Source organism: Ferdinandcohnia salidurans (assembly GCF_042680725.1).
Classification (GTDB): Bacteria; Bacillota; Bacilli; order Bacillales; family Bacillaceae_L; genus Ferdinandcohnia; species Ferdinandcohnia salidurans.
In genome coordinates this window covers 276,927-292,009 of the sequence record NZ_JBHUEK010000010.1, presented here as the reverse complement: position 1 = coordinate 292,009, position 15,083 = coordinate 276,927, and the positions used below count along the sequence as shown (strand labels likewise).

At 39.2% G+C, this 15,083-nt stretch carries 16 protein-coding genes; 3 read left to right on the top strand and 13 right to left on the bottom strand.

The window, feature by feature from the left end; genetic code table 11:
- Positions 1-83: 83 nt before the first annotated feature.
- The 8 genes from ACFSFW_RS08725 to ACFSFW_RS08690 all read right to left on the bottom strand — a co-directional run bounded on the left by ACFSFW_RS08725 (position 84) and on the right by ACFSFW_RS08690 (position 8,048).
- Entirely contained in the window at positions 84-389 is a 306-nt protein-coding gene (locus ACFSFW_RS08725) for a thioredoxin family protein (RefSeq protein WP_388037267.1), read from the bottom strand.
- Between the two features lie 80 nt (positions 390-469).
- Positions 470-823, bottom strand: a complete 354-nt coding sequence (locus tag ACFSFW_RS08720; RefSeq protein ID WP_099361705.1) for a toprim domain-containing protein — start codon at positions 821-823, stop codon at positions 470-472.
- 147 nt (positions 824-970) lie between these two features.
- The gene (locus tag ACFSFW_RS08715) at positions 971-1,216 is read right to left on the bottom strand and encodes a YusG family protein (RefSeq protein WP_388037264.1); all 246 of its coding nucleotides are present in this window, start codon (positions 1,214-1,216) and stop codon (positions 971-973) included.
- Between the two features lie 145 nt (positions 1,217-1,361).
- The gene (gene gcvH, locus ACFSFW_RS08710) at positions 1,362-1,745 is read right to left on the bottom strand and encodes a glycine cleavage system protein GcvH (RefSeq protein WP_099352648.1); all 384 of its coding nucleotides are present in this window, start codon (positions 1,743-1,745) and stop codon (positions 1,362-1,364) included.
- Between the two features lie 109 nt (positions 1,746-1,854).
- A complete protein-coding gene (locus ACFSFW_RS08705) occupies positions 1,855-2,214 on the bottom strand; it encodes an arsenate reductase family protein (RefSeq protein WP_099361702.1) in 360 nt (119 codons plus the stop codon).
- Positions 2,215-2,406: 192 nt separating this feature from the next.
- A complete protein-coding gene (locus tag ACFSFW_RS08700; RefSeq protein WP_388037259.1) occupies positions 2,407-4,191 on the bottom strand; it encodes an acyl-CoA dehydrogenase FadE in 1,785 nt (594 codons plus the stop codon).
- 55 nt (positions 4,192-4,246) lie between these two features.
- A complete protein-coding gene (locus tag ACFSFW_RS08695; RefSeq protein ID WP_388037256.1) occupies positions 4,247-5,425 on the bottom strand; it encodes an acetyl-CoA C-acetyltransferase in 1,179 nt (392 codons plus the stop codon).
- A gap of 238 nt (positions 5,426-5,663) precedes the next feature.
- Positions 5,664-8,048: a 3-hydroxyacyl-CoA dehydrogenase NAD-binding domain-containing protein gene (locus tag ACFSFW_RS08690; RefSeq protein ID WP_388037253.1), complete on the bottom strand. Its 2,385-nt coding sequence runs from the start codon at positions 8,046-8,048 to the stop codon at positions 5,664-5,666.
- 248 nt (positions 8,049-8,296) lie between these two features.
- On the opposite strand from ACFSFW_RS08690, the gene ACFSFW_RS08685 reads away from it, so the two are divergent.
- Positions 8,297-8,446: a YuzL family protein gene (locus ACFSFW_RS08685; protein ID WP_099361698.1), complete on the top strand. Its 150-nt coding sequence runs from the start codon at positions 8,297-8,299 to the stop codon at positions 8,444-8,446.
- 289 nt (positions 8,447-8,735) lie between these two features.
- Here ACFSFW_RS08685 and ACFSFW_RS08680 read toward each other — a convergent pair whose 3' ends face one another.
- Both ACFSFW_RS08680 and ACFSFW_RS08675 read right to left on the bottom strand, forming a co-directional pair.
- Positions 8,736-9,905 (bottom strand): IS256 family transposase, encoded by a 1,170-nt coding sequence (locus ACFSFW_RS08680; RefSeq protein ID WP_388037249.1) that lies wholly within the window; start codon positions 9,903-9,905, stop codon positions 8,736-8,738.
- A gap of 1,473 nt (positions 9,906-11,378) precedes the next feature.
- On the bottom strand, positions 11,379-12,296 hold the full coding sequence (locus ACFSFW_RS08675; protein ID WP_388037247.1) for a proline dehydrogenase family protein: 918 nt from the start codon (positions 12,294-12,296) through the stop codon (positions 11,379-11,381).
- 219 nt (positions 12,297-12,515) lie between these two features.
- Here ACFSFW_RS08675 and ACFSFW_RS08670 point away from each other — a divergent pair, with 219 nt between their 5' ends.
- Both ACFSFW_RS08670 and ACFSFW_RS08665 read left to right on the top strand, forming a co-directional pair.
- Positions 12,516-12,833 (top strand): hypothetical protein, encoded by a 318-nt coding sequence (locus ACFSFW_RS08670; RefSeq protein ID WP_388037244.1) that lies wholly within the window; start codon positions 12,516-12,518, stop codon positions 12,831-12,833.
- Positions 12,834-12,848: 15 nt separating this feature from the next.
- Positions 12,849-13,202 carry a spore coat protein gene (locus tag ACFSFW_RS08665; RefSeq protein WP_388037241.1) on the top strand — a complete coding sequence of 118 codons (354 nt, stop codon included), beginning with the start codon at positions 12,849-12,851 and terminating at the stop codon, positions 13,200-13,202.
- Positions 13,203-13,239: 37 nt separating this feature from the next.
- On the opposite strand, the gene ACFSFW_RS08660 is transcribed toward ACFSFW_RS08665, so the two are convergent.
- From ACFSFW_RS08660 to ACFSFW_RS08650, 3 genes are read right to left on the bottom strand one after another with little or no spacing between them, the layout of a single operon-like run.
- On the bottom strand, positions 13,240-13,488 hold the full coding sequence (locus ACFSFW_RS08660) for a YusU family protein (protein ID WP_099361696.1): 249 nt from the start codon (positions 13,486-13,488) through the stop codon (positions 13,240-13,242).
- Positions 13,460-14,266, bottom strand: a complete 807-nt coding sequence (locus ACFSFW_RS08655) for a (2Fe-2S)-binding protein (RefSeq protein ID WP_388037238.1) — start codon at positions 14,264-14,266, stop codon at positions 13,460-13,462. The genes ACFSFW_RS08660 and ACFSFW_RS08655 overlap by 29 nt, the downstream gene beginning before the upstream one ends.
- Position 14,267: 1 nt before the next feature.
- Positions 14,268-15,077, bottom strand: coding sequence for an ABC transporter ATP-binding protein (locus tag ACFSFW_RS08650; RefSeq protein ID WP_388037235.1), 810 nt, complete (start codon positions 15,075-15,077; stop codon positions 14,268-14,270).
- Positions 15,078-15,083 lie beyond the last annotated feature (6 nt).

Here is a 15,083-nt window from a genome sequence, read left to right as displayed (position 1 = left end):
ATATGTTTAAAATTTTCCTTGGGTAGACAATTAACCCGTTGAAAAACAAAAACCCAAGAATGCTGATATCAACATTCCTGGGCTTATTTCTTTGATAAGATTTCAACCAAGTAAGGAACTGAGTGAAAGGCATAATACTTTTGCGCAACTTTTCCTTCTTTTACATGTATTAAACAAGGAACACTTTCAATTTGCCACTCAATTGCTTTTTTTGGTAAATAATTCAGATCACTCTTACCGATTATTACGTAGGGTAACAACTCAGCGACGACAGTCATCATTTTTGAAGCTACCTGACAGGTTCCGCACATCGGTGTAAACAAATAAAGCCAAAACTCCCCCGTGTTCGTAAGGTGAGTGTCAATTTCGTGTTCATTCCATTCCTTCATCTTTACGACAACCTTTTATCATCTTAATTGTTGTTTATTTTACCATATTTATTGAAAAAGTATAGGATAGACGCTTGGCACTACAGTAAGTATTCAGCGTGCACATCAATGTTTGCTGAAAGCAGTACCGTTGCAATATGTTGTTCAGGGGCAGTCGCAACCTCGCGATACATTTTATCGATAAACAAATGCCGCGCTTCTGGAAATTCACGTTTAAACTGTTTTCTAAGTTTATCTCCTGCTCTGTCGGCATCCACTAAAATATAAACATCTTTATTAAACAAATGCTCAATTAACTCATCGAGTTTGGAAATACTGATCGTTCCGTTGGTACAAATAATTTCAACAGGTTCATTCACAACGGTTTCGACTTTCTTTTTATCTGTTCTCCCCTCAACAATGATTACTTTTTCATATTCGTCAAAAGCCACCATTTCATCACCTTGTTTCAAGTGTACATTAATCTGTTATATACTTCTTCGATGTGTACAACTGCTTTTCCTTCATTTTATAGCGAAGATTATATTTTGGTGAATCATTAGGAAACAATAGGGAAAAAAAGACAGTGGGTATCCACTGTCTTAACACCAACCATTTTCATCATCACAATCTACATATTTCATATCTGGGTTAGTAGGTATGTCAGCATATGTGAAAATTTTGCTCTCCTCTTGCTCATACCCCTGCTTTAATTCATATTGAGCCCCTTCATTTGTAAATCGGATTTTTCCAATTGGTTCATTCTCAACATATAATTTCATTTCGTTATCTCCAAGCTTGCCAACCACTCGGTCAGTCACTTCAATTCGAGTATGTTTCAATACCATTACGAACACCCTTCCATCGGTATTTAATTTTAGAGTGTCCATTAAGAAAAACTTCATTCCATTTGTCATTGTCCTTATAAGTATGGAAAACAATAAAAGAGCCGATAGGAATTTTTTCCTGTTTTCGGCTCTTTTTATAAAAATGTTAGTCTTCTTTTATCATTTCTTCATATTGCTCAGCTGTCATTAGGTTTTCAATATCACCAGCATTTGCAGGCTCAATGACGATCATCCATGCTTTTTCATATGGAGATTCATTTACGAATTCTGGGCTGTCATCAAGGTCTTCATTTATTTCTACTACTTTACCACTGATAGGTGCATAAAGTTCAGAAACCGTTTTAACAGATTCAACACTACCGAATGGCTCATCTGCTTGTATTTCATCGCCTACCTCTGGTAGTTCAACGAATACGATATCACCTAACTCAGATTGTGCAAAATCTGTAATCCCAATACGTACTTTTTCCCCTTCGACTTTCACCCATTCATGTTCTTCAGAATAACGTAATTCTTTTGGCGTGCTCATCTTGTACCCTCCATTAATTCGATATTATGAAATAATTAGTGTCCATTTTGATGAATGATCTCAATAAAATGGATTATGTAAAAGTCCTTTTTAAGGTCTTTCATCCGATTTATTTTGCCCAAGTGCCTTCAAACTGCGCCTCATTAAAACCAACAGTTACCTTCTTACCATCGCTAGTGAGTGGGCGCTTAATAAGCATTCCATCAGAGGCTAAAAGTTCTAACAATTCATCCTCGGAGGCTGTACCAACTTTGTCCTTCAATCCAAGTTCGCGGTATTTTTGACCACTTGTATTGAAGAATTTCTTTAATTCCAATCCACTGTTTTGATACATTTCTTTTAATTGCTCTTTTGATGGGGGATTCTCCACAATATGTATTTCCTCAAAAGCAACCTGATGTTCCTCAAGCCATTTTTTCGCTTTTCGACAGGTTCCACATTTTGGATACCAGTAAAATGTTAAAGCCATATTCTCACCACCCCTACAACATACTACCCAAATATTTTAACATATAAAATTTTGAAATAACAACGATTCTCTAGATTCCAAGGATTAATTTCGACTCATTTCCCGTTTATCCTGCTAAAAAAAGAAAAAACTCTCTTATTTAAGAAAAAAAGCCCCTATTCTAGGAGCTTTTTCTCGCCGTTCCGTTTTGAATTACACAGTGTATTTTTCAGCCTCGATAAGTGTTGCTGCAATTTCACGTTTTTTCGCAATGACATTTACAGGTGTATGACGAGTTAATTTACGTAGTGCAGATGTCATCATCCGTAAAACATCGCCTTCTTCTGTCGCAACAAGTGTTTCTTTAGCGTGAGCTTTAATCTCATTAAATGCTTCTTGAACAAATACTTGAGTATAAAGGATCTTTTGTTGATTTTTATCTTCACCTGTTTTGTTGATTGCTTTTTCTGTACGAAGAACCACAGATTCCATCGCATAAATATTTGCAGCAATGTCGGCAATATTTGCAAGAATCTCTTGTTCTTTCTCAAGCTTAGGACCAAATTTTTGTGCTGCGAGTCCAGCAATCATAAGACCGATCTTCTTTGCATTTCGAACTAGGAATTTCTCTTGTTCTAGAACGCCCTCGCCCACCTCTTCAGGCATCAGCATCATAAGCTCCTCTTGAAGCTGTGTAGCTTTTTCAAGTAAAGGTAATTCCCCTTTTAATGCCTTACGTAGGAATGTTCCAGGGACGAGTAGACGGTTGATTTCATTTGTTCCTTCAAAAATACGATTAATACGAGAATCACGGTATGCTCTTTCGATTTCGTATTCCTGCATAAATCCATAGCCACCATGGATTTGAACACCTTCATCAACTACATAGTCTAACACTTCAGTGTTGAAGAACTTATTAATCGAACACTCAATCGCATATTCAGCAATTGATTTTGCAACTTCTTTACCATTTTTTACTTCTTCTTCAGATAATTGACCCATACGGTCTTCAAAATAACCAACTGTACGATACACGCTGGATTCAGCCGCATAAATCTTTGATGCCATATTCGCTAATTTTTCTTGGATTAAGCCAAATTTTGAAATTGGCGTTTTAAATTGTTGACGTTGGTTTGCATATTTTACAGCAAGTTCAAACGCACTCTTCGCACCGCCAACTGCACCTACACCTAGCTTATAACGGCCAATATTTAAAATATTAAAGGCAATTACGTGCCCACGACCAACTTCACCTAAAAGGTTCTCGACTGGTACCTGTGCATCTTCGAGAATTAGTGTACGTGTTGAAGAACTCTTGATCCCCATTTTCTTTTCTTCAGCACCTGTTGAAACGCCAGGAAACTCACGCTCAACAATAAAAGCCGAGAATTTATCGCCATCAATTTTTGCATAGACAACAAATACATCCGCAAAGCCAGCATTTGTAATCCATTGCTTTTCACCATTTAATACATAGTGCGTTCCTTCTGCATTTAATTTTGCAGTCGTCTTTGCACCTAGTGCGTCAGAACCTGAACCTGGTTCTGTTAATGCATATGCTGCTAGTAACTCACCTGTAGCTAATTTAGGAAGGTATTTTTGTTTTTGCTCTTCATTACCAAAAAGAACAATTGGAAGTGAACCAATTCCAACATGTGCTCCATGCGAAATCGAGAATCCACCTGCTCTTGCCATTTTTTCAGCAATTAATGCAGAGCTTACTTTGTCTAGACCTAATCCACCATACTCTTCTGGTACGTCTACACCTAAAAGGCCAAGGTCTCCTGCGCTTTTCAATAATTTTACTGAGCGATCAAATTCATGGTTTTCAAGTTGCTCAACCTGTGGAAGAACTTCGTTTGCTACATAGTCCTCTGTAGTTTTTGCAATCATTTTATGCTCATCTGTATAATCTTCCGGTGTGAAGACACGGTCTGCTTCAAGATCTTCAATTAAAAAGCCCCCACCTAAAACGACTTTATCAGTTGCATTTGACATTTGGTTTCCCCCTAAAAGTTTTATTCAGAGGCTAACTCATTGTTAGCCATATTTTTTAAGCTAGTAATTCAAACACTCCGGCAGCTCCCATACCGCCACCGATACACATTGTGACAACACCAAACTGTACATTACGACGTTTCATCTCATGCATCAATGTAAGCGTTAATTTTGCTCCTGAACATCCAAGTGGATGACCGAGTGCGATTGCTCCACCATTTACATTTACTTTTTCTTCATCAAGTCCTAATTCACGAATAACCTGAAGAGACTGAGAAGCAAATGCTTCATTCAACTCAAATAACCCGATATCTGATAGCTCAAGGCCTGCCATTTTAAGTGCCTTTGGAATCGCTGCAACTGGACCAATCCCCATAACTTCTGGTGGAACTCCAGCAACGGCAAACGATCTAAACTTCACGAATGGAGTCAAACCGAGGCTTGTTGCTTTTTCACGATCCATCACCATTACAGCTGCTGCACCATCACTTGTTTGTGAAGCATTTCCTGCTGTAACTGATCCAGTCACTGAGAATGCTGGTCTTAATTTTGCAAGCACTTCAAGATTTGTATCTTCTCGGACACCTTCATCCTGAGAGAAAAGGACATGTTTTTCTACTAATTTATTATTTGCATCCACATGACGAAGGGTTACGTCTACTGGGACGATCTCATCCACAAACTTACCCGCTTTAATCGCTGCTGCTGCCCTTTGATGACTTCTTACAGCAAAAGCGTCTTGATCTACACGACTTACACCGTATTTTACCGCTACCTGTTCTGCTGTATGGCCCATTCCCATATAGTATTCAGGTGCTGTTTCTGCAAGCCTTGCATTTGGACGGACCACATGGCCCATCATTGGTACTAGACTCATAGATTCTGCTCCACCTGCAATTGCTGTATCAGAATGTCCGATCATAATTTTTTCTGCTGCATAGGCAATTGATTGAAGACCAGATGAACAATAACGATTGATCGTAATTGCCGGAACTGTATGCGACAATCCTGCTAAAGCCCCAATATTTCTTGCCATATTTAAGCCCTGCTCTGCCTCAGGCATTGCACATCCGATGATTAAATCATCAATATTCCCTTCGTAATTACCTGCTCGTTTTAATGTTTCTTTAACAACTAGTGCTCCTAAATCATCTGGTCTAACATTTGCAAGTGTACCTTTTTTCGCTTTACCAACAGGGGTTCTCGCACCCGCTACGATGACTGCTTCTCTCAACACATTCCCTCCTAACTTTTTTAGGAAGGTAAAAGTACGGATAAAAATCTCTGTCGAATCTCTTCGTCACTCTGCTCCTACGGTCCTCACGTATTACTACATACGCTCCGGTCCTCGGCGCTATCGTTCCTCGACCTTTCGACGCACAGGATGTGCTAGTGTCGGCAATGCCACAGGACGTGGCGCTTTTGCCGACGCGGATCTTTTCATCCTCCCTTTTACCTTTTATCTATGCTTATTAGTTACGTAATGGTTTTCCTTTTACAAGCATGTGTTGCATTCTGGCTTGCGTCTTTGGCTCACCAACAAGGCTAAGGAATGCTTCACGTTCAAGGTCTAATAAGTATTGTTCATCTACCTCAGTACCATATGGAACATTTCCACCTGCAAGTACCCAAGCAAGCTTTTTCGCGATCTTAAGGTCATGATCTGAAATGTAACCAGAGTATTTCATTGCTTGTGCACCCAATAACAAGGTTGCGTATCCTGACTCACCAACAACAGGTACCTTCTTACGTACTGGAGCTTTATACCCTTGTGCGGACAATGCTAGCACTGATTGTTTCGCATCATGGATGAGGTGATCACCATTGAAGCTTATACCGTCTTCTTTTGTTAAAAAGTTATTCGTACGTGCTTCATCAGCTGATGTTGAAACCTTCGCCATGGCTATTGTTTCGAATACTTTGTTTGCGACATTTTGAAGATTTACCTCTACTCCTGCTGGCATTCCTTGAAGATGGTTAATGTAAAGCTCTTTATTTCCACCACCGCCAGGGATTACACCTACACCAACTTCTACTAGCCCCATATAGGTTTCACTTGAAGCTTGAACCTTAGCAGCAGGTAAACAGATTTCTGCTCCTCCACCAAGCGTCATGCCAAATGGTGCTACGACCACTGGTTTTTCACTGTATTTGATATTCATCATCGCTTGTTGGAACTGACGAACAACAAGTTCGATATCATAAAAATTGTCATCCTGTGCTTCCATTAAAATCATCGCAAGGTTAGCACCGACACAGAAATTTTTCGCCTGGTTACCAATCACTAACCCTTTATAGTTTTTTGCTACTTCATCTATTGAGTAATTAATCATCTGAATAATATCGAAACCGATTGCATTATTAGGTGATGTGAATTCTAAAAGGGCAACATCATCGCCTAAATCTATTAAACTAGCACCACTATTTTTCTTAATGACGCCATTTGTTTCTTTTAATGTATTGATATTTATATTCTTTGGGTTTACCTTAACTGCTTTGTATTCGCCGTTTTGATAATAAGAAACAGAACCATTCTCTTTTTTATAAAACGAAGTATGTCCGTTTGCTAGCATTTCTTTAATCCACGCTGGTACTTCGGCACCTTCTGCTTCCATCTTCTTCACAGATTTTTCAAGGCCGATTGCATCCCATGTTTCAAATGGACCTAATTGCCAGCCGAAGCCCCACTTCATTGCCTCATCAATAGCAACGATGTCATCTGCGATTTCATCTAAAAGAGTAGCTGAATAGATAAGTGCTGGGCTTGTAATATTCCATAAAAGCTTTCCTGCACGATCCTCCGCGAATAATAGAGTCTTTAACTTATTCGCTGTTCCTTTCACTTGTTTTATGGAAGCTGTAACTGGAGTTTGTAGCTTCTTTCTCTCTTGATATTGGAGATTTTCAGGGTTTAATTCCAAAATCTCCTTACCCTTTTTCAGGAAGAAGCCTTGCCCTGATTTACTCCCCAACCATCCTTTTTCCAGCATGGCTTTCATAAAGTCAGGAACATCGAAAACTTCTTTTTCTGCTCCCTCAACTTGTTCATAAACATTATTGGCCACGTGTATAAATGTATCTAGCCCAACAACATCGAGAGTACGGAATGTTGCGCTCTTCGGACGTCCAATCATTGGGCCTGTAACTGAGTCTACTTCCCCTATGCTATATCCGCCTTTTAGCATTTCACGAACGGTAACAAGCAACCCATATGTTCCAATCCGGTTTGCGATGAAGTTCGGTGTATCCTTCGCTTCAACGACTCCTTTTCCAAGTACATCCTCACCAAATGTTTTCATAAAAGAAAGTACTTCTGGGCTTGTGTTTTTTGTCGGAATCACTTCAAGCAATTTTAAATAACGAGGTGGGTTGAAGAAGTGCGTTCCTAAAAAGTGCTTCTGAAAATCCTCTGAACGTCCTTCAGCCATAGCCTCAACCGAAATACCAGATGTATTAGAACTCACAATGCTTCCTGGCTTTCTCACGTTATCGATTTGGCTAAAAACCTTTTTCTTAATTTCAAGGTTTTCAACAACCACTTCAATAATCCAGTCAACCTCTGAAAGCTTTGCCATATCATCTTCAAAGTTCCCAGTTGTGATTAGAGCGATGTTTTCCTTAGAAGTAAGTGGTGCTGGCTTTTGTTTCAACAACTTTTGGACTGCTGAATCACTTAGACGATTTCGAACTTGTTTATCCTCTAATGTAAACCCTTTCTTTTTTTCTACTTCTAAAAGTTCACGAGGAACAATATCTAATAGTAATGTGGGTATTCCGATATTAGCTAAGTGTGCAGCAATACCTGATCCCATAACTCCCGAACCAAGAACAGCAGCTCTTTTAATGCTTTGGATCATTCACAGTTTCCTCCTTTTATGCTTTTTGAACATTTGAATGAACACTCATTCATTTTTACTTCAAAAAAATATCCCCTATTTAATTCGCTAATGGGTTTTTGAGCATCCAAAGAATGAGTTCCTTTATATCTAAATATAAAGCAATGTTTTAATTTTCGCAATATATTCAACAAACAATTTTTGTATTTCTTTCGAATTCGCATTGAAAGTTGAGATTCAGGTGATTCTAATAACTGGAGGTGAATCAAATGGCTAAAGTTGATAAAAATCCATCAAAACGCGCAGTTGGTGCAGCAAGTGTAAAGGGAAATGCAGGTCCTGATACAAGAGCGAGAAGCGGAAAAACACAATCCACAAACCAACAATACGGAGCTCATAATACGGGCGGAGAAGGTTAATAAGTAGAGGTTTTTAGGGGGCTGGGTCTGGGGGATGAAGGACTTTACGAAGCAATTGCTGGTGTGGAAGTGCCTTCATCGCCTTGATGAAAGACTTTACGACGGCTCTTGCGTTGCGCGCGGGACTTCATCAGACCGATGAAGGACTTTACGACGGCTCTTGCGAGTCAAGTCCTTAATTTTGTGTAAAATTTGTCTACAGTGTTTCAACCATATTTAGTCGTTTATATATTTGTGGTATTTGGAAGGGGTACCCCTTCCAAATACCACAAATTTTCGCTCCGCGTGATTATCCTTGGTTAATGTATCTTTTTTTGTTCAGTTGTAGCTGTTCGTTTTCCATCAATAAAGCCCCAATAAGACGGAAGGCTGACTGTGTGTTAGGGAAAATTCGAATAACTCTCTCTCGTCTTCTAATTTCTTGGTTTAATCTTTCAAGCGAATTAGTACTAGAGATATGTAATTGAAACTTTTCCGGCTCATTTAAATATTGGATCGAATCTTCAAAGCCTTCTTCAAGTATAGAAATCGCATTTTTAATCTTGGGGTTCTCAATATGTCGTGAAACAAATTCATTTTTAAATACCCTAGCCTCGTCTGGCGAAATCGTTTGATAAATACGTCGAAGTTCATTTTTTAAGTTACTTACTCCTTTTTTAGGAAGTTTATCAATAATATTGCGTTTAAAATGAACCGTGCATCGTTGCCAAGAAGTCCCGATAAACTCTCGTTCTATGGCTTTCTTTAATCCAGCGTGTGCATCAGAAATAACGAGCTTAGGAGATTGAAGTCCCCGTGACTTTAGATCTTGGAAGAAGCCTTTCCAGGCTTCAAAACTTTCTACATGGTCTACCTTTAATCCAATAACTTCACGCTTTTTTTTCTCATTCATTCCCGTCATAAGATAAACTGCTTTTGAAACAACTTTATCGTGTTCACGGACCTTAATATACATCGCATCAGCATATAGGTATGGAAAATATTGAACATTAAGAGGTCGATTAGCCCACTTCTTAACAATTGGATCTAGTTTTACCGTTAAGGAGGAGACAAAAGACTTAGACACACTTTCCCCACACAGCTGTTCTACTATATTTGTAACTTTCCGTGTAGATACACCATTTACCACCATTTCAACCATAGAGAGTACAAAAGCCTGATCAACTCTAGAGAACTTCTCAAAAATCGAAGGAGAGAAGTGTCCTTCTCTTGTACGAGGAACCCGTAGTTTGATTCTTCCTATACTAAGTATCAGTTCTCGTTCATAATATCCATTACGATAATCAAGACGTTCTGAAGAACGTTCATAGGCAGCTGCACGTAAATAATTATCACGTTCCTTTTCCATGAATTCATTTAGCACCAATACAATGGATGACTTTACAACTGCATCAATATTAGAATTCATCACTGATTCTTTTAAAACATCAACATCTAGGTTAAACTGTATTTGAGTCATTTTAATTCCTCTTCTCTTTGTTTTTCTTGGTCGTTAAACATTGTAGACAAAAAGGAATAAAATGACTCTTTTCTTTTTACACAATTATATGGACTTAATCCTCTTGCGTTGCGTTCGGGACTTCATAAGACCGATGAAGGACTTTATGATGCGACCACTTGGGCTTAAGTGCCTTCATCACCTTGATGAAGGACTTTACGACGGCTCTTGCATTGCGTTCGGGACTTCATCAGACCGATGAAGGACTTTACGAGGCGAACTCTGGGGTTTAAGTGCCTTCATCGCCTCGATGAAGGACTTTACGATGCGAACTCTTGGGCTTAAGTGCCTTCATCACCTCGATGAAAGACTTTACGGCGGCTCTTGGCGTTGCGTTCGGGACTTCATAAGACCGATGAAGAACTTTACGAGGCAAACTCTTGGGCTTAAGTGACTTCATCACCTCGATGAAGGACTTTACGATGGCTCTTGTGTTGCGTTCGGGACTTCATAAGACCGATGAAGAACTTTACGAGGCGAACTCTTGAGCTTAAGTGACTTCATCACCTTGATGAAAGACTTTACGGCGGCTTTTGCGTTGCGTTCGGGACTTCATAAGACCGATGAAGGACTTTACGAGGCGATCACTTGGGCTTAAGTGACTTCATCACCTTGATGAAAGACTTTACGATGCGAACTCTTGAGCTTAAGTGCCTTCATCTCCTCAATGAAGAGGAATTCTTAGCAAAAACCTTAACCCAATCCCCTTCACCACCCTCAATGAAGAGGAATTCACAGCAAAAACCTCATCCCAATCCCCTTCATCGCCTCGATGAAGAGGAATTCACAACAAAGACTTCATCCCAATCCCCTTCATCGCCTCCATGAAGAGGAATTCACAGCAAAAACCTCATCCCAATCCCCTTCATCACCTCAATGAAGAGGAATTCGAAGCAAATACTTAAGCCCAATCCCCTTCATCACCTCAATGAAGAGGAATTCCTAGCAAAAACCTCATTCCAATCCCCTTCATCGCCTCGATGAAGAGGAATTCACAGCTAAAACCTCATCCCAATCCCCTTCATCACCCCAATGAAGAGGAATCCGCAGCAAATACTCAAGCCCAATCCACTTCATTGCCTCGATGAAGAGGAATTCGCAGCAAATTTATAAACCCAATCCCCTTCATCACCTCGATGAAGAGGAATTCACAGCAAAAACCTCATCCCAATCCCCTTCATCGCCTCCATGAAGAGGAATTCACAGCAAAAACCTTAACCCAATCCCCTTCATCACCTCAATGAAAAGGAATTCGCAGCAAATACTCATGCCCAATCCCCTTCATCACCTCGATGAAAAACAATTCACAGCAAATACTCCGCCCCAATCCCCTTCATCCCCTCTAACCCTGTCGCATCCTCATAATCTCGAAGCAAACAAAAAAGCAGCGCTAGAAAACTCATCTTGTTTTCCTCGCACTGCTTTATTATTTACCTACTTCCCAAAAACCCCTTTTAAAACAAATGCTACATTTGCTGGTCGTTCTGCAAGACGTCTCATGAAATAGCCGTACCAGTCCGTTCCATACGGTACATACACGCGCATTGTATATCCTTCTTTTACAAGCTCCTCATGGCGTTCTGATCGAATCCCGTAGAGCATTTGGAACTCAAATTGGTCATGACTGATATTATGTTCCTTTACTAATTCCTTCGTATATTGGATCATGGCCTCGTCATGTGAAGCAACTGCTGTATAGTTTCCATTCAGCAAATGCATTTTAATGATTTTCTTAAAGTTCTCATCGACGTCCTTCTTGTCAGGAAATGCTACTTCTGGTGATTCTTTATAAGCACCTTTTACAAGACGGAGATTTGGATGATATTCATTTAAGTCTTCTATATCTTGGACAGTACGATAAAGATAAGCTTGGATTACTGTTCCTACATTATCGTAGTCTTTTCGAAGTTCTTTAAAAATTTCAATTGTCTTTGCGCATCGTGAATAGTCTTCCATGTCAATCGTCACGAAGACATCGTTTTCTTTTGCGGCATCAAGGATACGTCGCATATTACGCATAACTACTTCATCTGAAATATCCAATCCCATTGAGGTCATTTTTAAGGATAGTTGTGCATCTAGCTTTTCTCTGCCAATTGCTTTAATTGCCTCAATTGAACCGTCAGCCATAAGATTTGCCTCTTCTATACTGTCAACGAATTCACCTAGATAATCGATAGTGACCGCGAGGCCTTTTGCATTTAGCTCTTTGATTTTTTTTACAGCTAAATTTATCGTTTCTCCTGCGACAAATCTAGCCGCACCAAAGCGCAAGCCATATTTTCTCGCTAATTTTGTAAACGCTTTATTTTTCGATAAAAATAAAAAGAAATTACGTAAAATTTGTTCCATTTCAATTTCCCCCTCGAAATGCAATCATAGCTGTAATCTAGCAATCTACCTAAATTCTCATTTATTTTATCACGATTAATTTGCTTTGGATATATACCCGGAAAAATTTTGTCGAACGCTTACATTTTGGAATACTTCCATATTTCATTGTATGCATTGCATACAAAAACGTTTTGTTGGAAACCTAATAATGAAAAATAGGATAAGGAGGGTTTTTATATGCAACAACAGCAATCACAACAGCAACAGCAACCTTTTTATACTCCAAAGAGTGGGCAAATGTCAGAAACTCCTGCAGTTATTACATCAAAGGACCTCTTATACTTAACAGATATGATGTCCTGGAACCTTTTAGCATTAAAAAAGGCACATTTCTTTGCAGGCCAATGTCAAATGCCTGAAATCTCTCAAGCGCTCGAAAAAGCATGTCAAATGCATGAGCGCCATTATCGACAAATTTTAGATCATATGCAAAAGCATACGGGGCAAGCACCACAGCAACCGAGCCAAAATCAACAAAGCCAGCAAATGCAATAGAAGGAGGACTACATAATGAATCAGCAAATGAACCAAAATCCAAATCAGGTAAGTAATCCAAAAACGAGCGTTCCAAAAACACCTGCAATGAATGATCGTGATTTTATCAATGACATGCTTGCAACGGAAAAATATATGACCGCTGCATACAGCACTGCCTTGAATGAGATGAGTCATGATGGGCTTTATGAAGATATCCGTTCCATTTTTAATGAAACACAGGATTGTCAAAGAGAGTTATACAATCTTATGTTCAAGAATGGCTGGTATAAGCTTGAGGAAGAAGAATCTCAAAAGGTGCAACAAAAGCTGCAACAATTTTATAACTATACAACAACGCAATTCCCAAACCATAATACAATGCAATAGAAAAAAAGAGATGAAGCCCCTTGTTGGTGCCTCATCTCTATTTATTTTTTGAACGATGTTCCTCATTTAATTTTTTAATTTCTGCAATGATTTCCTTGATGCCTTCCTTTGCATCTGGGTAGGTTTCGTTCCAGTGCTTTGCAAGAGGTGGCATTGATTTTGATATATGCATATACAAGGACCATAGCTTTACTTTTTCCTTTAATTCCGGGGAACTTTCGCCAAGTAAAAGCTCTGTATATTTTTCTAGTAATCCATCAACTTGTTCTTCTATTTTTTGATTCATTTTTATTAACTCCTATTTTGCAGTTTAGCGGACATGTTTTGCAACGGTCTCCGGTACTTTTGGTTTTATAGTAAAGACAACATGTTGTCCTTGTACGAATGTTTTGTTCATATTCTGGGCGATACACCTTTATACCGTAATAACGTGATAAAGGGTTAAAATCTATCGGACCAAAAAGTTCCCCTTCCGCGTTCTTTACAAGATACGTAAAATCATCCTGGATCATCTCGCGTTTTTCATCAAACTTCGGTTTTGCCAGTACAGATTCATAGAGCCAATACACATAAATTGCGATATTTTCCAAAAGGACTTTCTTCGAGAGGCCGGAATGCTCAGATAGAGCCATTAAGACTTTATGGATATTCTCATGAAAAATAGCCCGAATTGTTTCGTTTCGCCATTGCTCTCTCGATTCAGAAGAACAGGATACCGTATGAAGGTTGAAAAAGTAGAACTTCGGATTCCAATACCAGATTTCCTCTTCATCACTTGTTTCTAATGAAATATTAGTCAATGAAACATCTAATCGCTTATTTAAAACTGTCATTGCATACAAATTCAGGACAGCAAAAAATCCATAACGTTTCATGAACATAGATGCCGCTACTCGTTTATCTGGCGCAGATATCTTCTGTTGGATATCCTCCAAATATAGTTTAATCTTCTCTTCCTCTAAAAGCTCTATCACAGGACTTGATAGGTTTGATTGGAATTGTTGATTACTAAAACGAAATTCCTTTAATTGTTCGATTTCTGTTTCCAAAAGGAGGTTTGACATATTAAACTCCTACCTTATTTAGTATACGTCTTCCTTTGCCGTGAGGAATGCATAGAGGCGTTCCAAACAAGGGGTCAGTGGCAACGTCACAATCCATGCCAAACACATCTTTGACAAGACTCTTATTGACAACAAATTCAGGCTTGCCCTGTCCGTAAATTTGTTTGTTTTTAATGGCGACAATATGATGGGCATAGCGGCATGCTAAATTTAAATCATGCAGTACCATGATGATGGTTCGTTGTTCTGTTTCATTAAGTTCAAATAACAGGTCTAAAATTTCGATTTGGTGGGTCATATCAAGATATGTTGTTGGTTCATCAAGCAAGATAATATCGGTTTGCTGTGCAAGTGTCATTGCAATCCAAGCTCGCTGACGTTGACCACCGGAGAGGGAGTCCACGGTGCGTTCTGCGAAATCCTTCATATTGGTAGCTTCTAATGCGTGATTAACCATTTTTTCGTCTTCTTCTGTCCATTGCTTCAGCCAATTTTGGTATGGGTAACGCCCTTGTTTCACTAATTGGAGGACGGTTAACCCTTCTGGTGCCGTTGGTCCTTGGGGAAGGATGGCAAGCTTTCTTGCTATTTCTTTTGTCGGAAGTTTAGCGATTTTCTCCCCTTCAAGGAGAACAGCACCTTGTTTTGGCTTTAATAATCTTGCTAAAGAACGTAGCAAAGTTGATTTCCCACATCCATTTCCACCGATGAAGACGGTGATCTCCCCTTTTGGAATTTCAAGATGCAAGTCTTCAATGATGATGGAGTCTCCATACGATAATGTTAAGCTTTCGGTTTCCAATGCATTCATCCAATT